19 protein-coding genes are annotated in these 19,187 nt (G+C 56.8%); 12 read left to right on the top strand and 7 right to left on the bottom strand.

Going from position 1 to position 19,187, the window contains the following annotated elements:
- Complete coding sequence (gene glgA, locus MME58_RS15245) at nucleotides 1-1,599, bottom strand: glycogen synthase GlgA (protein WP_055007132.1); 1,599 nt, start codon at nucleotides 1,597-1,599, stop codon at nucleotides 1-3.
- A gap of 617 nt (nucleotides 1,600-2,216) precedes the next feature.
- On the opposite strand from glgA, the gene MME58_RS15240 reads away from it, so the two are divergent.
- Nucleotides 2,217-2,708, top strand: a complete 492-nt coding sequence (locus MME58_RS15240; RefSeq protein WP_055007133.1) for a GNAT family N-acetyltransferase — start codon at nucleotides 2,217-2,219, stop codon at nucleotides 2,706-2,708.
- 165 nt (nucleotides 2,709-2,873) lie between these two features.
- On the opposite strand, the gene MME58_RS15235 is transcribed toward MME58_RS15240, so the two are convergent.
- Nucleotides 2,874-3,047, bottom strand: coding sequence for a DUF6026 family protein (locus MME58_RS15235; RefSeq protein WP_061447442.1), 174 nt, complete (start codon nucleotides 3,045-3,047; stop codon nucleotides 2,874-2,876).
- A gap of 314 nt (nucleotides 3,048-3,361) precedes the next feature.
- Here MME58_RS15235 and gnd point away from each other — a divergent pair, with 314 nt between their 5' ends.
- Genes gnd through MME58_RS15215 form a run of 4 tightly spaced genes read left to right on the top strand, consistent with a single transcriptional unit; the run spans nucleotide 3,362 to nucleotide 8,542 of the window.
- Complete coding sequence (gene gnd / locus MME58_RS15230) at nucleotides 3,362-4,336, top strand: phosphogluconate dehydrogenase (NAD(+)-dependent, decarboxylating) (protein ID WP_054988298.1); 975 nt, start codon at nucleotides 3,362-3,364, stop codon at nucleotides 4,334-4,336.
- Complete coding sequence (gene zwf, locus MME58_RS15225; protein WP_054988299.1) at nucleotides 4,336-5,868, top strand: glucose-6-phosphate dehydrogenase; 1,533 nt, start codon at nucleotides 4,336-4,338, stop codon at nucleotides 5,866-5,868. Before gnd ends, zwf begins: the two co-directional genes overlap by 1 nt.
- Complete coding sequence (locus tag MME58_RS15220) at nucleotides 5,861-6,670, top strand: Cof-type HAD-IIB family hydrolase (protein WP_055007134.1); 810 nt, start codon at nucleotides 5,861-5,863, stop codon at nucleotides 6,668-6,670. The genes zwf and MME58_RS15220 overlap by 8 nt, the downstream gene beginning before the upstream one ends.
- Before the next feature lie 54 nt (nucleotides 6,671-6,724).
- Complete coding sequence (locus MME58_RS15215; protein ID WP_055007135.1) at nucleotides 6,725-8,542, top strand: glycoside hydrolase family 15 protein; 1,818 nt, start codon at nucleotides 6,725-6,727, stop codon at nucleotides 8,540-8,542.
- On the opposite strand, the gene alkB is transcribed toward MME58_RS15215, so the two are convergent.
- The 3 genes from alkB to MME58_RS15200 are packed head-to-tail and all read right to left on the bottom strand — an operon-like array spanning nucleotide 8,543 to nucleotide 9,754.
- Complete coding sequence (alkB, locus tag MME58_RS15210) at nucleotides 8,543-9,229, bottom strand: DNA oxidative demethylase AlkB (protein ID WP_054988302.1); 687 nt, start codon at nucleotides 9,227-9,229, stop codon at nucleotides 8,543-8,545. It lies immediately after the preceding gene.
- Nucleotides 9,230-9,251: 22 nt separating this feature from the next.
- Nucleotides 9,252-9,434 (bottom strand): hypothetical protein, encoded by a 183-nt coding sequence (locus tag MME58_RS15205; protein WP_082427628.1) that lies wholly within the window; start codon nucleotides 9,432-9,434, stop codon nucleotides 9,252-9,254.
- Between the two features lie 14 nt (nucleotides 9,435-9,448).
- A complete protein-coding gene (locus tag MME58_RS15200) occupies nucleotides 9,449-9,754 on the bottom strand; it encodes a DUF1883 domain-containing protein (RefSeq protein WP_054988304.1) in 306 nt (101 codons plus the stop codon).
- Between the two features lie 167 nt (nucleotides 9,755-9,921).
- Between MME58_RS15200 and MME58_RS15195 the strand changes: the two genes are divergently transcribed.
- Nucleotides 9,922-10,272: a hypothetical protein gene (locus tag MME58_RS15195; RefSeq protein ID WP_002553291.1), complete on the top strand. Its 351-nt coding sequence runs from the start codon at nucleotides 9,922-9,924 to the stop codon at nucleotides 10,270-10,272.
- Nucleotides 10,273-10,327: 55 nt separating this feature from the next.
- On the opposite strand, the gene MME58_RS15190 is transcribed toward MME58_RS15195, so the two are convergent.
- On the bottom strand, nucleotides 10,328-10,609 hold the full coding sequence (locus MME58_RS15190) for a hypothetical protein (protein WP_054988313.1): 282 nt from the start codon (nucleotides 10,607-10,609) through the stop codon (nucleotides 10,328-10,330).
- Between the two features lie 375 nt (nucleotides 10,610-10,984).
- On the opposite strand from MME58_RS15190, the gene galU reads away from it, so the two are divergent.
- The 3 genes from galU (at nucleotide 10,985) to MME58_RS15175 (ending at nucleotide 14,649) form a co-directional block, all read left to right on the top strand.
- The gene (galU, locus tag MME58_RS15185; protein ID WP_003364457.1) at nucleotides 10,985-11,824 is read left to right on the top strand and encodes a UTP--glucose-1-phosphate uridylyltransferase GalU; all 840 of its coding nucleotides are present in this window, start codon (nucleotides 10,985-10,987) and stop codon (nucleotides 11,822-11,824) included.
- A gap of 102 nt (nucleotides 11,825-11,926) precedes the next feature.
- Nucleotides 11,927-13,285 (top strand): glutathione-disulfide reductase, encoded by a 1,359-nt coding sequence (gene gorA / locus MME58_RS15180; protein WP_055007136.1) that lies wholly within the window; start codon nucleotides 11,927-11,929, stop codon nucleotides 13,283-13,285.
- A gap of 92 nt (nucleotides 13,286-13,377) precedes the next feature.
- Nucleotides 13,378-14,649 (top strand): PAS domain-containing sensor histidine kinase, encoded by a 1,272-nt coding sequence (locus MME58_RS15175; protein ID WP_082427633.1) that lies wholly within the window; start codon nucleotides 13,378-13,380, stop codon nucleotides 14,647-14,649.
- Nucleotides 14,650-14,659: 10 nt separating this feature from the next.
- Here MME58_RS15175 and MME58_RS15170 read toward each other — a convergent pair whose 3' ends face one another.
- Entirely contained in the window at nucleotides 14,660-15,676 is a 1,017-nt protein-coding gene (locus MME58_RS15170; protein WP_055007138.1) for a DNA-binding protein, read from the bottom strand.
- Nucleotides 15,677-15,852: 176 nt separating this feature from the next.
- Here MME58_RS15170 and MME58_RS15165 point away from each other — a divergent pair, with 176 nt between their 5' ends.
- The 3 genes from MME58_RS15165 (at nucleotide 15,853) to ahpF (ending at nucleotide 19,173) form a co-directional block, all read left to right on the top strand.
- A complete protein-coding gene (locus MME58_RS15165; protein WP_054988308.1) occupies nucleotides 15,853-16,812 on the top strand; it encodes a site-specific integrase in 960 nt (319 codons plus the stop codon).
- Between the two features lie 110 nt (nucleotides 16,813-16,922).
- On the top strand, nucleotides 16,923-17,486 hold the full coding sequence (gene ahpC / locus MME58_RS15160; protein ID WP_054988309.1) for an alkyl hydroperoxide reductase subunit C: 564 nt from the start codon (nucleotides 16,923-16,925) through the stop codon (nucleotides 17,484-17,486).
- A gap of 124 nt (nucleotides 17,487-17,610) precedes the next feature.
- A complete protein-coding gene (gene ahpF, locus MME58_RS15155; protein WP_055007139.1) occupies nucleotides 17,611-19,173 on the top strand; it encodes an alkyl hydroperoxide reductase subunit F in 1,563 nt (520 codons plus the stop codon).
- Nucleotides 19,174-19,187 lie beyond the last annotated feature (14 nt).

Below are 19,187 nucleotides of genomic sequence, written 5' to 3'. Positions count from 1 at the left end.
CTAGTAGTTGCTGGAAATGCTCACATTTTTCTTCAACAGGTCGCGATAGAGATCTGCGTAGGGCTCCACCGCCTGATGCCAGTTGAAAGGAGCCGCCATTGCACGGCAGCGCATGGCGTTGAGCAGCTCCGGATGGGCAAAGACCTGAAAGGTGCGATTCAGGGCTTCGGTATAGCTTTCAACAGTTGATTCATTGAACAGAAAGCCGGTGACGCCGTCCTCGATCGTGTCCGCCAGGCCGCCCGTGTTACGCGCAACAGGCAGAGAGCCGAAGCGTTGTGCATACATCTGGCTAAGACCACAGGGTTCGTAGCGCGATGGCATCAATAGAAAGTCACTGCCAGCAAACATGCGTCGCGCGTCGGTTTCATTGAAACCGATACGCACCCCGATCCGTCCCGGGAAGCGTGCGGCCAGCTCGCGCATGGCATCTTCTTCCTCGGGCTCGCCGCGTCCGATGATTGCGATCTGTCCGCCATTTTTGACGATGTGTTCGGCAACGCCGATCGTCAGATCCAGGCCTTTTTGATAAACAAGGCGTGAGACCACCGCATACAGAGGCCCTGACGAGGCGTCCAGCTCAAAAAGCTCACGCACGTAGTCGGCATTGATTTCCTTGCGCGTCCACTCGTTGGGTGCGAAGTGGCAAATCAGGTGTTCGTCGGTAGCTGCATCCCAGCTCTCGTCGATTCCATTGGGTATGCCGCTTAGTTGGCCTTTGTCAGCTTTGCTTTGCAGAAAACCTTCCAGACCGCAGCCAAATTCCGGTGTGGTGATCTCCTGAGCATAGGTGGCGCTGACGGTCGTGATGTGGCTCGCAAAGGCCATGCCCGCCTTGATAAAGGACAGCTGGCCGTAAAACTCCATGCCTTCAGGGGTGATGGCTTCATCCGGAATGCCCAGTTCGCGGCTCGACGCCGTACTTACCGTCCCTTGATAGGCCAGATTGTGAATCGTGAAGATGCTTGGCGTGGACTGACCGCGCCAGCGCATATAGGCAGGTGCCAGACCCGCGGGCCAGTCGTGGGCATGAACGAGTTCGGGGCACCATTGGCTCTTTACTTCACCCGCCGCGAATTCGGCAGCCGCCAGGCCCAGGCGGGCAAAACGGATGTGGTTATCGGACCAGTCGCGACCGGTGCTGTCGGCGTAAGGCGTACCTTCACGCTCGTAAAGCTCAGGACAGATCAGCACATAAATCACGAGGCCGTCTTTCATGTCCATACGACCGACCTTGCAGGGGGGCAACGCAGCATGCCCGCCCAACTGGCTGATGATATGGATCGGATTGCCGCTATTGATTACTTGCGGATAACCTGGAATCAGAACCCGGACGTCGTGCAGATGGCGCATGGCTCGCGGCAATGCGGCAGATACATCGCCCAGGCCACCGGTTTTCACCAGGTCGGCCAGTTCCGAGGTCACGAACAGCACTTTGCGCCTGTGGACCTGAGACATGGTCGGTGTTGGCTGAACGGTCGAGGTTGGCAATTGCAACAAAGGAACGCTCTTGGTAGAGAAGACTGGCAGATGAGTCAGCTCGCCGACAGGCTGGTTAAAACTCTCTCCCTTCTGGGTTTTGACAGCGGCGCTAATCATCGATTTTTCCCCTTAAAACAGTCTTGGTGCATCACTTGATTTTTATTGGCCATTTCCTATGGCCGGGTACACATACGTGCACTACGCAAGATCGATACCCGTTTGGACCATGCGTAGTGACAAAGCGGTGTGATGTCGCCTTAACCGGATGTCAGCCAATAGCATAGATGCTCTAATCACATGACCCGGCGGTTTTGGAGAAGTTTCGACTTTTTTCTGCGCGAATGTCTGGCATGGGCTCTGACGCCGCACTGTTCGGCATCCTGCAAGGGCCGGGATGTCAGTCGTTGAGCTTTTTAACGACGTGATTGGCAGTAGGGATCGCGCATGACCGGTCGTCGGATCGTTCGACAATCAAGGTCAGACACTTCGTTTTCATCAAAAAAGACGGGTGCGCAGAAGTCCGGATGAACGCCATCGGTGCGTCACGCCTTTTCCGGGTGCGTCTGGCGGTCAATCTCTGGGCGTGGCGGGAAAATTCCTACATCCTTACTGGAACATTTTGGAGCGGGGCAGGATAGAATCGGGCCAGACGCTCCAGTCTTGATACTGGCCCGAACGAATTAGCTTTGACTGATTTCACTGAATCACGCTGCGTTGAATTGACGAGGATGGAAATGGAAGCCCCAGAGGTACTGGTACTGCAAGCGAGTTACACAAATCCCGTGCACGCTGATGCGATCGGATTTGTCCTGAACGAATATTCGATGGATGTCATGGGTACAGGTCAGCCACTGTCGAGCGACACTCGTCAGCAATTGGCAATAGAGCTGGCCAAACGCCCATACGCGTTCAGCGTACTGGCGTTCATTTCCGGAGAGCCAGTGGGGCTGGTCAACTGCTTCGAGGGGTTTTCGACCTTTGCCTGTCGCCCGTTGGTCAATATTCATGATGTAGCCGTCGTCTCGCAGTACCGGGGTCTTGGCATCAGCCACAAGATGCTGCTCAAGGTGGAAGAGATTGCCCGCCAGCGGGGCTGCTGCAAGCTGACGCTTGAGGTGCTTGAAGGCAACCGGGTTGCGCAAGGTGCCTACCGGAAGCTCGGTTTTGACAATTATCAGTTGAGCCCTGAAATGGGGCGTGCCATGTTCTGGCAGAAAACGTTATAGATGATTGACTCGGCAGTCTGAACCTTCTTCGGACCAGAACATTGGGAGGGGAAGGGGCGGTGGGAAGCAGGACGGGAGCAGTCGGGAAGGTCAGGCGTCAAGCGGGCAAGCCAGAATGAATATCGGGCTTGCCTCGGAGTGTGTTGATAAACGGTTAAACGGCGGTCAGGCTTGAAGCATCTTGCTCGGTGCAGACAGCTGGGATTGCTGCAGTATCGAACTCAAATGAGCGACCTTTTTCTGCAGCTGCTCGCGCTCTTCTTTCAATGCGCGCAATTCGTCGCGACGGATCGTGACATAAAGGGTTTGTGGTGCAAGTGCTGGTAGTACAGTGCCCATTGCTCACCTCGCAAATGGCGGATTCAACCTCAGAAAGGTCCGTGGCAATGACTTTCAATCCATGAGCGCCGCTGCTTACCCTCTCTATCGGCACCGATTTTGATTTCTTTTGCATGATTTTGGAACTTTTTTATTTTTAATTGTCGCGAATGTTTATTAATCGCGACAAAATGCACCACAGGAGGGCGTTGACGCCTTCATCTTCTCGCAAGGGAACCGACGTTCCGCCTCGCTTGACTAATCAGCATGCTCGCAACCTGTCGATGCGCTGGACGGCAGGCGAGGCACCTTTTTACGATTTAAGGAGCACCTTCATGCAACTTGGGATTATTGGACTGGGCCGCATGGGCGGCAACATTGCACGTCGTTTGATGTTGAATGGTCATACGACGGTTGTGTATGACCGTGATGAGGCATCACGCAACGCCTTGGCCAATGACGGTTCGGTTGCTGTCGCAGACCTGAAGGAACTGGTGGGTGCGCTGGAGAAGCCACGTGCTGTCTGGGTCATGCTCCCGGCAGGTGCGCCGACCGAGGAAACCATCCAGACCCTCAGCCAGTTGCTTGACGCCGATGACGTGATCATCGACGGCGGAAATACCTTCTACAAGGACGACATTCGGCGCGCTCAGGAGCTTACCGAAAAAGGCCTGCATTATGTCGACGTTGGTACGTCAGGCGGTGTCTGGGGGCTTGAGCGCGGCTACTGCATGATGATCGGCGGAGAGGCTGCTGTCGTAGAGCGTCTTGACCCGCTGTTTGCAACACTCGCACCGGGCCTTGGCTCGATCGAGCGCACCAGAGGCCGGACTTCGACCGATGATCGCGCCGAGCGTGGCTACATCCACTCCGGCCCTGCGGGCTCTGGTCATTTCGTGAAGATGATCCATAACGGTATCGAGTACGGAATGATGCAGGCCTTCGCTGAAGGCTTTGATCTTCTCAAGCAGAAAAACTCCGAGCATCTGCCGGCTGAACAGCGTTTCGACCTGAATACCGCCGATATTGCCGAGGTCTGGCGGCGTGGCAGTGTGGTGTCGTCCTGGCTGCTCGATCTGACCGCCGATGCATTGGCGACAGACCCGCAACTGGATGCATTTTCCGGTTCGGTTGCTGACAGTGGCGAGGGCCGCTGGACCATCGAGGCTGCCATCGAGCAGGCTGTACCGGTTCCTGTGCTGTCCAGTGCGCTGTTTGCGCGTTTCCGCTCTCGTCAGGCAAGCTCGTACGCAGACAAGATGCTGTCTGCCATGCGCTTCGGATTTGGTGGCCACAAGGAACCTAAATAATGAGCCTGTCGCGTGGCAGCGCCGAGCAAAAGACCGAGATAGCTCCCCCTACGACCCTGTTTCTGTTCGGTGCCCATGGTGATCTGGTCAAGCGCTTGCTGATGCCGGCACTTTACAATCTGTCACGCGACGGCCTGGTGGATGAAGGGCTGCATATCGTCGGTGTCGATCACAATGCGATCAGTGACGTCGACTTTGCGAAAAAGCTCGAGAATTTCATTCGCGACGAAGCGGCCGGCAAGGTTGCCGGTGGCGGCGAGGACCCGCTCGATCCTGTGCTGTGGAGCAAGCTGGCCGAGCGGATCAGCTATGTGCAGGGCGACTTCCTCGATAACTCGACCTATCAGGACATCGCCACCAAGATCGAGAGCACCGGTACAGCGAATGCGGTGTTCTATCTGGCCACGGCGCCGCGCTTTTTCAGCGAAGTGGCACAGCGTCTGGGCTCATCAGGTTTACTGCAGGAAACCGAAGGCGGCTTTCGTCGCGTGGTCATCGAGAAACCGTTTGGTTCGGATCTGGCCAGCGCGGTCGAACTCAATGGCTGCCTCCTGAAGGTCATGAGCGAGAAGCAGATCTACCGGATCGACCACTATCTGGGCAAGGAAACGGTACAGAACATTCTGGTCAGCCGGTTTTCCAATGGCCTGTTCGAATCGTTCTGGAACAACCACTACATCGACCACGTACAGATCACCGCGGCGGAGACTGTAGGCGTCGAAACCCGAGGCAGTTTTTACGAGCACACCGGCGCATTGCGCGACATGGTGCCCAATCACCTGTTCCAGTTGCTGGCTATGGTTGCCATGGAGCCGCCGGCCGCTTTCGGTGCCGATGCCGTTCGCGGCGAGAAGGCCAAGGTGGTTGGAGCGATCCGGCCCTGGAGTCAGGAGGAAGCGCTGGCCAACTCTGTGCGTGGCCAGTATGCGAAAGGCGCGATGGGTGACAAGGAGGTTGTCGGTTATCGTCAGGAGGATCGCGTGGAGCCCGACAGCACGACCGAAACCTATGTCGCGCTCAAGGTCATGGTCGACAACTGGCGTTGGGTCGGGGTGCCGTTCTACCTGCGCACCGGCAAGCGCATGAGTGCTCGCAGCACGGAAATCGCCATCTGCTTCAAGCCTGCCCCATATGCGCAGTTTCGCAATACCGAGGTTGACCGGCTCAAGCCCAACTATCTGAGGATTCAGATCCAGCCCAACGAAGGCATGTGGTTCGATCTGTTTGCCAAGCGTCCTGGCCCGGAACTGAAAATGGAAGATATCGCGCTGGGCTTCGCCTACAAGGATTTCTTCGAGATGCAACCCTCCACGGGGTACGAAACCCTTATTTACGACTGCCTGACCGGTGATCAGACCCTGTTTCAGCGTGCCGACAACATCGAGAACGGTTGGCGTGCCGTTCAGCCGTTCCTTGATGCATGGGCGGCGCAACCGGAAGTGCAGCTGTACGACGCTGGCAAGGACGGCCCCGAGGCGGGTGAAGAACTGCTGAGTCGTGATGGCCGCGAATGGAGAGAATTGAATGTCTGAACTGCCCGTACAGCTCTTGCTGTCCGACATTGACGGCACGCTGCTGCGCCGCGACCATAGCCTGAGTCAGGCCAATATCGACGCAATCAGGCATCTGCGCGAGGCTGGCATTCACTTCACACTGGCCAGCAGTCGCCCACCCAGAGCCATGCGTCAGTTAATCGATGCGCTCCAGGTGGATCTTCCCACTGTGGCGTTCAATGGCGGCACGATCACTCACGCCGACGGCAGTCTGCTTGTAGCTCATCGCATTGATCAGCAAGCCGTCAGGGTCTGTCTTGAGCTGTTCACTGGTCAGGATGTTGCCATCTGGGTATTTGCCGACGATCAATGGCTGCTGCTCGATCCTGATGGCGACTATGTCGATCATGAGCGTGACGCACTGGGTTACGATTATGTTCAGGTGGAGAGTTTCGAGTCCTATCTGGATCGTGTCGACAAGATTGTCGCAGCGAGTGCCGATTTCGAGTTGCTTAAGACTCTGGAAGTACAGCTCAACCCGATGATCGAAGGGCTGGCTCTGGCTGCTCGCTCGCAAAAGTACTACCTGGATGTGACCGCGCTGGAGGCCAACAAGGGCGCGGCGCTGGTTGCGCTGGCTCAATATCTGAAAATCGAACTGCCTCGCACAGCGGTGATAGGCGATGGCGGCAACGATGTGGCGATGTTTCACAAGGCCGGCTTGTCGATTGCAATGGGCCAGGGCGAGCAGACAGTCAAGGGACAGGCTGATCATGTTACAGATAGCAATGAGCAGGACGGCGTCGCCGTCGCTATCAGACGTTACATTCTGCCGGCCTGAGCCTGATAGCGCAGGGTACGTATGTTAACGAATCATCACTACGGGCATTTCTGAATGGCTGCACTGATCGAAGACTACGCATTGCTGGGCAACTGTCAGACGGCGGCACTCGTCGCCCGTGATGGTTCGCTGGACTGGTTGTGTTTCCCTCGCTTCGACTCGACGGCGTGTTTCGCCGCATTGCTGGGCAGCGATGACCAGGGGCGCTGGAAGATTGCGCCGACTGCCGAGGTCACCGCTGTCGAGCGCCGCTACCGCAATGGCACACTGATTCTCGAAACCGTTTTCGAAACGCGTGACGGTCGTGCCATGCTCATCGACTTCATGCCCATGAGGACGGCTGGCCACGTGGTGCGGATTGTTGTCGGGCTGTCCGGGCAGGTCGAGTTCGGCGTCGACCTTGCCATTCGCTTCGACTACGGCAGTAGTGTGCCTTGGGTCGAGCGCAAGGATGCCCATACCCTGACTGCGGTGGCGGGGCCGGAAATGCTGGTTCTGCGCAGCCCCGTGGCCTTGCATCCTCAGGATCATCACACTGCCAGCCGTTTTCATGTTGCTGAAGGCGAGCGCAAGGTATTTACGCTGGCGTATCAGGCGTCTTTCGAACCGTTGTGCGAGCCGATCGATGCTGATCAGGCTCTGGAGGTCACGGCTGCCTACTGGCGGGAGTTTTCTGACCGTTGTCCTGACGTCGGGCCGTGGACGGCCCAGGTAAAGCGCTCGCTGATTACGTTGAAAGCCATGACCTATGCTCCTACCGGAGGCATTGTTGCCGCGGTAACCACTTCATTGCCCGAGCAATTGGGTGGTGAGCGTAATTGGGACTACCGCTATTGCTGGCTGCGCGACGCCACCATGACCCTGCTGGCGTTCATGAATCTGGGGTATTTCGAGGAGGCAACTGCCTGGCGAGACTGGTTGTTGCGCTCGGTTGCCGGTAACCCGGAGCAGATACAGATCATGTATGGCGTAGGCGGTGAGCGACGCTTGCAGGAGTATGAGCTGCCGTGGCTCAGCGGCTACGAGAACTCGCTGCCGGTCCGGGTTGGCAACGGCGCGGCTACCCAGGTGCAACTGGATGTCTATGGCGAGGTCGCCGATGCCATGATCCAGGCGCTCAGAGGCGGTATGCCGCAGCACCCGCGCAGCGTCGCAATCTCCAAGGTGGTCATGCCCTATCTGGAAAAGATATGGCACCTGCCGGATGCCGGTATCTGGGAAATTCGCTCCGAACCGCGTCACTTCACCCATTCAAAAGTCATGGCATGGGTGGCTTTCGACCGTAACGCTACCCAGATCGCTCAGGCTGCCCGGGATGACGAAGACCGTGCGCTGGCGAGGCATTACCGGAGCGTGGCTGACGCGATCCATGCCGATGTCTGCCTTAACGGTTTTGATCCTGATCTTGGCAGCTTCGTGCAGACGTACGGCTCGAAAGAGGTTGACGCCAGTCTGCTGCAGATTGTGTTGACCGGTTTTCTCGCGCCGGAAGACCCTCGCGTCGTCGGCACTGTCACGCAGATCGAGCGTACGCTGATGCAGGACGGCCTGTTACTGCGTTACGACAATGAGCGCAGTGTCGATGGCGTTGCGGGGCACGAAGGAACGTTTCTGGTGTGTTCGTTCTGGCTGGCTGACGCCTATGTGCTTCTGGGGCGCGCCGATGATGCTGCAAGGCTGTTCAAGCGTCTGTATGACTTGTGCAATGACGTAGGCCTGCTGGCAGAGCAGTACGATCCGCAGGGTGGGCGCATGCTGGGCAATTTTCCTCAAGCGTTCAGCCATATCGGCATCATCAACACTGCATTGAATCTGCATCGGGCCGTTTGTCCTGCGCTGGCGCGGACTTCGGGCGAGCTTGAGAGGGCATGATCAGCCGTCGCGGCCAGCCTTGCGAAACGTCAGGTTGATCCGCTGCTCGCCCAGCAGCGGATGCCCGGCCTGTTTGATCGGCAGAATGCCATGGAAGCGCAGCCTGTCCTCACCACCCCAGACCACGACATCGCCATGAAACAATGAGATACGCTGAGTCTTGTCGCTGCGCAGCAGGCCGCCAAACTGGAAGATGGCCGGTATGCCCAACGAAACCGACACCACTGGCCAGCGATGGTCATACTCGTTTCGGTCCTGATGCAAGGACATCCTTGCGCCGGGGATGTAGCGATTGATCAGGCAGGCGTCAGGTACGAAGCCGGCATAGCCTGCTGCGAGCGCAGCATCCTGCGCCAATTGCATGAATGCGTCCGGCATCGCTGGCCACGCTTGTCCTGTCTGCGGGTCAGTCTCGATGTAACGGTAACCGTGACGGTCGGTTATCCAGCCCAGTTGCCCGCAGCTGCTCAGCGCTGCAGACATGTTCAAGCCACTGGGTGTCTGCATGTGCCGGAACGGGGAGAATGCCAGCGTGTGTTCAAGGGCAGCCAGCAATTGTGGCATTGCCGGCAGCGCGAACCCCCTGAACAGCCATGACCCGGGCCCGATGCGCTCGTCGCTCGGAGGCTGGGCCGTCTGGTCGGCAAACAGATCCAGATTGGCGGGAGTGTCACCTTTGCGTTGCATGATCAGTCAGCTCCGGCGCGTGTCAGAGAGCCTTGCTGACCTTGACATCGGTAATCTCATCATCGCTCTGGCCATGCATTTTTTTCAAGGCGGCTTCGGCTTCCTCGATGGAGGCAGATTGCAGTTGAGCGAACTCGAAGCGGCGTTCGCCGTTGAGCTTGTAGCTGACAGCAAACTTGGTGGTGCGTGGGGCTGGATTGTTCACGGTGACTCCTTGCATCATCCCAGGCGTGAGGTCGAGCGCCGGACGATCTTGATCTTGTGGGTGAAAGGCGGTTTGCGTCCGGCGTTGGTGTCTGCCTTGCGTCCGGCGGTATCGATGGTGATGTTCCAGAAACCGGTGCTCGGGGCAGCGATTTTGGCCGGAAAGGTGTCAAAAGCACCGCCATGATAGGTGTGCCGACCACCATTTTTGAAGCTGCGAAAGTTCGCATCGTTCATCAGACGGATATTGCAGGTCTGAGAGCACTCGATGACGACTAGGTCGTCCTCATTGAGATGCTCACGCTGGTGTACGAATTTCATGACAGACTCCGAAATGGGGGTTTTTCTGAAAAATCAAAACGATAGCATGTGAGGCAGCGAATTTGATGTTCGTGGGCACTAATTTGCCGTGTTTCCCGTAAAAATTGCCCAAGTCGGGATTTAATTGCGCGCAGGCTTGTCGTAGGACTTTTATTTGGAGGCTTTGTATGAAACTGGCTGTAGTAGTCCTGGCTCTGGCAATGACTGGCTGTGCCACCGTGAATGACATAGAGCATACGCCGCCCACCATGAACGTGATGTCAGGCAAGAATCCCAAGGAATACGCCGATTGCTTCGTTGGCAAGATCGCCAGCAGTCGCAAGCCGCCTCTGATCGAGCCTCGCCACGACGGCTTGCGGGTCATCGTGGCGCAAAAGCTCAGCAAGTCGCCGGCGGCAGTCGTCGATGTCGAGAGTCGCTCGGGTGGAAGTACGATCAAGGTCTACGAGCGACTTTCCAATGTGCCTATCCGCTTCAGGGATGTTCAGAATGCTGCCGAGGCGTGCATTTCAGGTTGATGGTTCGGCCAGGATCAGCTGGCCCTGTCCGTTGCGGACAGGGCGGCAGACCTGATTACTTGCAGACCACCAGTACGCTACGACTTTTGTAATTACCCACGTCTACACCCAACGTCTTTTCGCTTTCCGCAGGCTGCGGCGTACCGTCCGTACCGACGATTTCGTATCCAGTGCCCGCGCAGGATGCATCCGCCTTTTCGTAGCAGCTTGCCCAGGACATCGCCTCGCCGGAGCAATCGATGCTCAAGCCCTGTTTGCCATTTTTCAAATAGGTGTTGGAGGCGGTTGCGCAGCCCGCAAGGCTCAGCACAGCAATAATGGACAGGATTCTGATCATGTTTTTCGCTTCGAGATAAGGCCAGGGAATTAACAAGTGCGAGCGTTCGACTGGCAAAGGGTGCCATCGTTCCGCCATGTTTTTCATCATAAATTGTGCGTCGCTCGCGTGCCACTGCGGCGCTTGCCGTCAACCCGGGCATAAATGCTTCTGCCGTCGAAAACAGGCACGGAGGGCCGACTTTGCGGGGTTTGATGGCCACGGTACAGTGCTCGAACATGTGGTTCACCGCAGGCAATATCCAGGAAGTGCGGAACTATCTGCCTGAGTATTCCTCTATCATGGCATCAGACGGCCAAAGGCGGGGCATTGTAAGGTGACCGCCGCCTGATTAGACTGCGCCGTTAACACCAACAGCCCTTACCAAGGACTTTTATGATCAAGAAATGCTTGTTCCCAGCAGCCGGTTACGGTACTCGCTTCCTGCCAGCGACCAAGGCCATGCCCAAGGAAATGCTGCCGGTGGTCAACAAGCCACTGATCCAATACGGTGTTGAGGAAGCCCTGGCGGCAGGCCTGACCGAAATTTCCATTGTGACCGGTCGTGGCAAGCGCGCTCTTGAAGACCATTTTGATATCAGCTATGAGCTTGAGCATCAGATCAAGGGCACCGACAAGGAAAAGTATCTGGTTGGCATTCGCAAGCTGATCGACGAGTGCAGCTTCTCCTACACCCGTCAGACCGAAATGAAAGGTTTGGGCCACGCGATCCTCAGCGGTCGTCCACTGATCGGTAACGAAGCATTCGCCGTGGTGCTGGCTGATGACTTGTGCGTAAACCCTGAGGGGGATGGCGTGCTGGCGCAGATGGTCAAGCTGCACAAGCATTATGGCTGCTCGATCATTGCCATTCAGGAAGTCGATCCGCAGGAAACCAACAAGTATGGTGTGATTGCCGGCGAAGAGATCAAGCCTGGTCTGTTTCGTGTGACCAACATGGTTGAAAAACCGAAGCCTGAAGATGCGCCTTCCAATCTGGCGATCATCGGCCGTTACATCCTGACCCCGGACATTTTCGAAAAAATCGAACAGACCGAGCCAGGCAAGGGTGGAGAGATTCAGATCACCGACGCTCTTATGAAGCAGGCTGCCGAAGGCAACGTGCTTGCCTACAAGTTCAAGGGCGAGCGTTTTGACTGCGGTGGTGCGGAAGGCTATATCCAGGCTACCAACTTCTGCTTCGAGCACTTCTACAAAACCGGCAAAGCGCATTGATTTCTGGTTGATGACGCTCGGGACAAGGCCACCTTCGGGTGGCTTTGTCATTTCTGACTGGCCGCCAAGCGGCTATGCTGTGCCTCTGCCAAGGAGATATCGATGGCCTTTGATTTTGATCTGTTTGTAATCGGCGCCGGCTCCGGCGGTGTCAGGGCGGCACGTTTTGCCGCTGGTTTCGGCGCAAAGGTCGCGGTGGCCGAGAGTCGTTATCTGGGCGGCACCTGCGTCAATGTGGGGTGCGTGCCTAAAAAACTGTTGGTGTACGGTGCGCATTTTTCCGAGGATTTCGACCATGCCAAAGGGTTTGGCTGGTCCTTGGGTGAAGCTGATTTTGACTGGTCCACACTGATCGCCAACAAAGACCGTGAAATCAATCGTCTCAACGGTATCTATCGCAAGTTGCTGGTCGACAGCGGCGTTACCTTGCTTGAAGGTCATGCGAAGATACTCGGTCCGCAGCAGGTCGAGATCAATGGCCAGTCCTACAGCGCCGAGCGTATTCTGATCGCAACCGGAGGCTGGCCGCAGGTGCCTGATGTACCTGGACGCGAGCACGCCATTACGTCTAACGAGGCGTTTTTCCTCAAGACGTTGCCAAAACGCGTCGTGGTCGTGGGGGGCGGTTATATTGCGGTGGAGTTTGCCTCGATTTTCAACGGATTGGGTGCAGATACCACGCTGGTCTACCGTCGCGAGCTGTTTTTGCGTGGCTTCGATGGCGGTGTTCGTACCCATCTTCATGAAGAGTTGCTCAAGCGGCACATGACCATTCGTTTCAACAGCGATGTCGAGCGTATCGACAAGCAGGCCGACGGCAGTTTGCTGCTGTCCATGAAGGGCGGCGGCACACTCGAGACCGATTGTGTGTTCTACGCAACAGGACGTCGGCCGATGCTCGACAATCTCGGGCTGGACAGTGTCGCCGTCAAGCTTGATGAGCATGGCTACATCAAAGTTGACGAGCATTACCAGAGCAGCGAGCCTTCGATCCTGGCTATCGGCGATGTCATTGGCGGTGTCCAGTTGACCCCGGTCGCGCTGGCCGAAGGTATGGCTGTCGCGCGTCGCCTGTTCAAGCCTGAGCAGTACCGCCCGGTAGACTACAATCACATTCCGACTGCGGTTTTCAGTCTGCCGAATATCGGTACTGTCGGTCTGACCGAAGAGGATGCAATCAAGGCTGGCCATGATGTGCAGGTGTTCGAAAGCCGTTTCAGGCCGATGAAACTGACCCTGACCGATGATCAGGAACGCACGTTGATGAAGTTGGTTGTAGATGTGAAAACCGACCGGGTATTGGGTTGCCACATGGTGGGGCCGGGTGCAGGCGAGATCGTCCAGAGTCTGGCGATTGCCATCAAGGCTGGCGCGACCAAGCAGGTATTCGACGACACTATCGGTGTGCACCCGACTGCTGCAGAAGAGTTCGTGACCATGCGCACGCCTGTCAAACGTTAAACAGCGCAACACCCGGAGGTCAGGAAGAGCTCCGGGGTAAAGGCTTTAAAAGGACGGATCCCTGCGTGAATAGAGAAAAACCATCGGGCAAACTGCCGGTGCATTTGCCCGAGCAAAATCGTGAAGTCGCGCTGTACATAGATGCATTGCGTGAAAGTGAGCGTCAGTTCAGAACACTGGCTGACAACATGAGTCAACTGGCCTGGACCGCAAGCCCGCGCGGACATGTCCATTGGTATAACGAGCGCTGGTATGCCTACACGGGGGCGTCGCTTGAGGCGATGACTGCCCTCGGCTGGCGTTCAGTTTTGCATCCTGAGCATCGCGAACGTGTGATGGCGCGTTTGCAGTACTGCTTTTCGACGGGTTCGATCTGGGAGGACACCTTTCCGCTGCGCGGCAAGCATGGTGCTTTCAACTGGTTCCTGTCACGCGCACTGCCCATGCGCGACTCGCAGGGTCGCATCACCCACTGGCTGGGTACTCATACCGATATCACTGCTCAAGTCAACGCTGAGGAGGCGCTGCGCGAGCTCAATGAAAGTCTGGAGTTGCGCGTCGCCGAGCGCACTCGCGAGCTGGCAAACGCCAATGAATTGCTGCAGGCCGAAATGGCCGAGCGAGCAATGACTGAAGAAGTATTGCGCCATGCACAAAAGATGGATGCAATCGGCCAGTTGACGGGAGGGATTACCCATGACTTCAACAACGTACTTTCTGGTGTGATAGGTGCGTTGGACATGATCAGGCTTCGTGTGAAAGCAGGCCGCCTGGATGAGGTCGAGCGTTATGTGGAGGCTGCAATGGGTTCTGCCAATCGTGCTGCTGCCCTGACTCAGAGGCTGCTGACGTTTGCCCGTCGTCAGTCACTTAATGTTACGGCGGTGGATGTCAACTGCATGGTTCTATCAATGGAGGAACTGCTGCGCGGTACGGTGGGTGCTCATGCGCAACTGCAGATCGAGCTGGATGAGGGGGTGAGTGTTGTTCGCACGGATGAGCATCAACTGGAAAATGCCTTGTTGAACCTTGTAATCAATGCGCGTGACGCTGTCGCAGTTGCAGGGCTGATTCGAGTGCGCAGTCGGATGTTGAGGCTCGTGACGCAAAAGGACGGGCTGTTACCCGGCGATTATGTTCGGCTCAGCGTGGAAGATAACGGCTGCGGAATGGCTCAAGACGTCATGGATCGGGTCTTCGACCCGTTCTTCACCACCAAACCCGTGGGGCAGGGAACGGGGCTGGGATTGTCCATGGTCTATGGCTTCATCAAGCAGGCTGGTGGGCACGTAGAGATCACCAGTAGCGAAAATCAAGGCACTGAAGTTCATCTGTTCCTGCCATGCGGGATGACGCTCACTTGAGCGTTGCCTGTCATGAGTTGCCTTGCGGCTTTTTCCGGGAGGTGGCGGGTTTGTCAGGCTGAACAAGCTTGCTTTGCAGGTTTTCCAGCGCCACTTCTTTTTTGGCCAGCAACAGCTCCAGCATCCGATTCTGTTGCAAGGCGTCCGTCATGCTCTGTTTATGTCCGGCGCTTTCTTCCTGCAGGCTGAGTAATCGCTCTTCCAGCAGCGCACATTGGGTGCGAGCGTGGTGGTGTTGTTCCGTCAGGGCGGCCGCCTGCCCATTGGCCTGGTTCAGCAGGTCTTTGCAGCCGTGTAATTCGCGCAGCGTGCTGCGGTTCTCAGCCAGAAAGCGTTCGTTATCACGATTCAGTCGGGTGATGTCTTCCTGGCGCGTAGCAAGGCCTTGCTGCGCCTGCCTTACTTCCATTTGCAACTGCTGAACCTGGCCTTCGTGACGTTGCTGCTCCTGCTCGCGCTGCTCCCTGATGGAGTTTCGATAGTGCTCCAGCGCTTCGCGTGCATGCTGATGCTTTTCTTCAAGGGAGCGGATCTGACTGTCCTTGTCTTGCAGGCGTGAGTCGAGGTCCTGATTGGCCTGAAGCAGCCTGGCATTCTCGGATTGTGCGCCCTGCAGTGCATGTTGTGTGTGGAGCAGGGCGGCATCTCGTTGTTCCAGCATTCCTTCGCGTTGCTGTGCGCTTTCCTGCAGGACGCTGATCTGTCGCTGTGCCGCCGTCAGTTGCTGCTGCAGGATATCGCGTTCTACCTGATGCTCATCGTACGCCTGATCAATACGCGCCTGGGCCTGTTCCTGAAGTCGCTGGGCAAGGTGGGCCACCAGGCCGCTCAGTTCTTCATTGATATCTGGATCTGGCGCGGGCGTATGCGTAGCGTCCAGTTCCTTGAGGTAGCGGTGGATGGTGGTTTTCGAGCCTGTATTACCCATTTCGACACGTACTGCGTCAATGCTGGGGTTCTCGCCTCTGGACAGCAGCGAAGCCCTTGCTTTCTGCACCAAAGCCTTGTTTACGCCGCCTCGGGCCATGATCCCTCCTACGATTTCGTACTGTGGTATGTATACTGTAATTACATACTATATTATTTGAAGTAATTTGTTATTTTTTGAATTAATTAACATGGGATATTGGCGTATTATCCCGTGTCAGGCGTTATCCGTTGCTTTTTCGGCGCCTTTCCCGGTACACCGCACAGGCCTGAGCCATGAATGACGTTGATCGCTATATCGATGCCGCAACCCGTGACAACACGCGCCGCAGTTATCGGGCGGCTATCGAGCACTTCGAAGTGAGTTGGGGTGGGTTTTTGCCGGCGACCAGCGAAAGCGTCGCGCGTTACCTGGCCAGCTACGCCGGAAAGCTGTCGGTCAACACGTTGAAGCTGCGCTTGTCGGCGTTGGCCCAGTGGCATGTCAGCCAAGGCTTTGCCGACCCTACCAAGGCACCGATGGTGCGCAAGGTCATCAAGGGCATTCGTGCGCTGCACCCGGCACAAGAGAAGCAGGCCGAACCTTTGCAGTTGCAGGAACTGGAGAAGGTCATCGCCTGGCTGGAGACCGAGATACGTGATGCCGGCGCGCGACAGGATCAGCCGCGGCTGTTGCGCTGTCGTCGTGATTCGGCGCTTATTCTGCTGGGGTTCTGGCGTGGGTTTCGCAGTGACGAGCTGTGCCGCCTGCAAGTGCAGGACGTCAAGGCGGTTGCCGGCTCCGGGATCAGCCTTTATCTGCCGCGCAGCAAAGGTGATCGCGACAACCTCGGCAGGACATATCAGACTCCGGCTTTGCAACGGCTCTGCCCCGTGCAGGCTTACATCGAGTGGATCAATTGCTCGGCGCTGGTGCGGGGGCCGGTGTTTCGGGCAGTGGACCGATGGGGTAACCTTAAAGAGGAGGGGCTGCATGCCAACAGCGTTATTCCTTTGCTGCGCCAGGCTCTCCAGCGTGCAGGCATCGCCGCCGGGCACTACACCAGCCACTCGTTGCGTCGCGGTTTCGCCAGTTGGGCGCACGGTAACGGCTGGGACCTCAAGTCATTGATGTCTTACGTAGGCTGGAGGGACATCAAGTCGGCGATGCGCTACATTGACGCCGCGCCGTTTCTGAACAACCCGGAGGCGGGGAGCGGCCAGAAGGTTTCTTCTATCGATAAGCTGCGTTCATAGTGAAAAGCAATCAGTAACATCAGGTTTGCCAATGAGCGATTGTCACTGATGATGCGTAAGCTTCACTTCATCGAATTCACAACCCATCCAACCCATCAGGAGATATACCGATGCCTATCATCAACAGCCAAGTAAAACCGTTCAAGGCTACCGCATTCAAGAACGGCGCTTTCGTTGACGTTTCGGACGCCGACTTCAAAGGCAAGTGGTCTGTCGTATTCTTCTACCCGGCCGACTTCACCTTCGTATGCCCGACCGAGCTGGAAGACCTGGCTGACAACTACGAAGCGTTCCAGAAGCTGGGCGTGGAGATCTACAGTGTGTCGACTGACACCCACTTTGCTCACGCTGCATGGCACAACACTTCGCCTGCAATCGGCAAAATCCAGTACACCATGATCGGTGACCCGACACTGACCATCTCCCGCAACTTCGACGTGCTGATCGAAGAAGCCGGTCTGGCGGATCGCGGTACGTTCGTGATCAACCCTGAAGGTCAGATCAAAATCGTTGAGCTGAACGATGGCGGTGTAGGCCGTGACGCTTCCGAGCTGCTGCGCAAGATCAAGGCTGCTCAGTACGTTGCCGCTCACCCGGGCGAAGTCTGCCCAGCCAAGTGGAAAGAAGGCGAAGCCACTCTGGCTCCGTCCCTGGACCTGGTTGGCAAGATCTGAGTCGCATGAATCGGCTAGGGGCGTTGAGCTCTTGAGCAAGTAAACCGCATCGCCCCAAAAAACGCCCGGGCGGTAATCGCCTGGGCGTTGTTATTTCTACCCTTTGTAAACAGGAAGCCGCCACATGTTGGACGCCAATCTTAAAGCCCAGTTGAAATCCTATCTGGAGCGGGTTACTCGCCCCATCGAGATCGTCGCGTCCCTTGATGACGGCGCGAAGTCTCAGGAAATGCTCGCACTACTCAATGATGTGATCAGTGTCTCCAAAGACGTCACCCTGAATGACAGCGGCACCGACGCACGTACCCCGTCGTTCTCGCTGAGCAGCCCTGGCCACGATATCAGCCTGCGTTTTGCCGGTATCCCCATGGGTCACGAATTCACCTCACTGGTTCTGGCGCTGCTGCAAGTTGGCGGCTACCCGCCCAAGGTCAGTGCAGAAACCATCGAACAGGTCCGCGCTCTGCAAGGCGAGTTCCATTTCGAAACCTATTTCTCGCAGTCCTGCCAGAACTGCCCGGACGTCGTCCAGGCACTGAATCTGATGGCAGTTCTGAACCCTGGCATCAAGCATGTCGCCATCGACGGCGCGCTGTTTCAGGATGAAGTCACCGATCGCAAGATCATGTCGGTCCCCAGCATTTACCTGAATGGCGAACTGTTCGGTCAGGGCCGCATGGGCCTGGAAGAAATTCTTGCCAGGATCGACACTGGTGCAGGTGCGCGTCAGGCCGAAAAGCTCAATGCCAAGCAGGCTTTTGACGTATTGGTAGTCGGCGGTGGCCCTGCTGGTTCGGCGGCCGCTGTCTACGCGGCTCGCAAAGGCATTCGTACCGGCGTTGCAGCCGAACGTTTTGGCGGTCAGGTGCTCGACACCATGGCCATCGAAAACTTCATCTCGGTTCAGCACACCGAAGGCCCTAAACTGGCCGTTGCGCTGGAAGAGCATGTGAAGCAGTACGAAGTCGACATCATGAACCTGCAGCGTGCCGACACACTGATCCCTGGCGCAGCCGGCGAGTTGCATGAGGTGAAGTTTGCCAGCGGCGCCAGCCTCAAGGCCAAGACCGTCATCCTTGCCACGGGCGCACGTTGGAGAGAAATGAACGTGCCCGGTGAGCAGCAGTACCGTAACAAAGGTGTAGCGTATTGCCCGCACTGCGATGGTCCACTGTTCAAGGGCAAACGTGTTGCTGTGATTGGTGGCGGCAATTCGGGTGTCGAGGCAGCAATCGACCTGGCGGGCATTGTGTCTCACGTAACGCTGCTGGAATTCGATGTGCAGTTGCGTGCCGATGCTGTATTGCAACGCAAGCTGCACAGCTTGCCGAACGTTACCGTGCTCACCAGTGCACAAACCACCGAAGTGACTGGCGACGGGCAGAAGGTCAACGGTCTGCGCTACAAAAATCGCACCACCGGCGAAGAAATCACGGTGCCGCTGGAAGGTATCTTCGTGCAGATCGGCCTGTTGCCTAACAGCGAATGGCTCAAGGGTGCCATTGAGCTGTCGCCGCGCGGCGAGATCGTTGTCGATTCTCGTGGTGAAACCTCTGTGCCGGGCATCTTTGCCGCCGGTGACGTAACAGTGACGCCGTACAAGCAGATCATCATCGCGTTGGGCGAGGGAGCCAAGGCCTCTCTGAGCGCTTTTGATCATCTGATCCGTACTTCTGCACCGGCCTGACCGGAAGCGGTAAA

The sequence above is a fragment of the Pseudomonas syringae pv. tagetis genome (assembly GCF_022557255.1).
GTDB lineage: Bacteria > Pseudomonadota > Gammaproteobacteria > Pseudomonadales > Pseudomonadaceae > Aquipseudomonas > Aquipseudomonas caricapapayae.
The sequence above is the reverse complement of the archived record's forward strand: the minus strand, read 5'-3'. Positions and strand labels throughout refer to the sequence as shown.

Coding starts and splice junctions, on each gene's coding strand:
- MME58_RS15220 (WP_055007134.1), top strand. CDS start 5,861: ATGTCTGAACTGCCCGTACAGCTCTTGCTGTCCGACATTGACGGCACG.
- MME58_RS15215 (WP_055007135.1), top strand. CDS start 6,725: ATGGCTGCACTGATCGAAGACTACGCATTGCTGGGCAACTGTCAGACG.
- MME58_RS15170 (WP_055007138.1), bottom strand. CDS start 15,676: ATGGCCCGAGGCGGCGTAAACAAGGCTTTGGTGCAGAAAGCAAGGGCT.
- galU (WP_003364457.1), top strand. CDS start 10,985: ATGATCAAGAAATGCTTGTTCCCAGCAGCCGGTTACGGTACTCGCTTC.
- ahpC (WP_054988309.1), top strand. CDS start 16,923: ATGCCTATCATCAACAGCCAAGTAAAACCGTTCAAGGCTACCGCATTC.
- glgA (WP_055007132.1), bottom strand. CDS start 1,599: ATGATTAGCGCCGCTGTCAAAACCCAGAAGGGAGAGAGTTTTAACCAG.
- MME58_RS15195 (WP_002553291.1), top strand. CDS start 9,922: ATGAAACTGGCTGTAGTAGTCCTGGCTCTGGCAATGACTGGCTGTGCC.
- ahpF (WP_055007139.1), top strand. CDS start 17,611: ATGTTGGACGCCAATCTTAAAGCCCAGTTGAAATCCTATCTGGAGCGG.
- gorA (WP_055007136.1), top strand. CDS start 11,927: ATGGCCTTTGATTTTGATCTGTTTGTAATCGGCGCCGGCTCCGGCGGT.
- MME58_RS15165 (WP_054988308.1), top strand. CDS start 15,853: ATGAATGACGTTGATCGCTATATCGATGCCGCAACCCGTGACAACACG.
- MME58_RS15240 (WP_055007133.1), top strand. CDS start 2,217: ATGGAAGCCCCAGAGGTACTGGTACTGCAAGCGAGTTACACAAATCCC.
- zwf (WP_054988299.1), top strand. CDS start 4,336: ATGAGCCTGTCGCGTGGCAGCGCCGAGCAAAAGACCGAGATAGCTCCC.
- MME58_RS15190 (WP_054988313.1), bottom strand. CDS start 10,609: ATGATCAGAATCCTGTCCATTATTGCTGTGCTGAGCCTTGCGGGCTGC.
- MME58_RS15200 (WP_054988304.1), bottom strand. CDS start 9,754: ATGAAATTCGTACACCAGCGTGAGCATCTCAATGAGGACGACCTAGTC.
- gnd (WP_054988298.1), top strand. CDS start 3,362: ATGCAACTTGGGATTATTGGACTGGGCCGCATGGGCGGCAACATTGCA.
- MME58_RS15235 (WP_061447442.1), bottom strand. CDS start 3,047: ATGGGCACTGTACTACCAGCACTTGCACCACAAACCCTTTATGTCACG.
- alkB (WP_054988302.1), bottom strand. CDS start 9,229: ATGCAACGCAAAGGTGACACTCCCGCCAATCTGGATCTGTTTGCCGAC.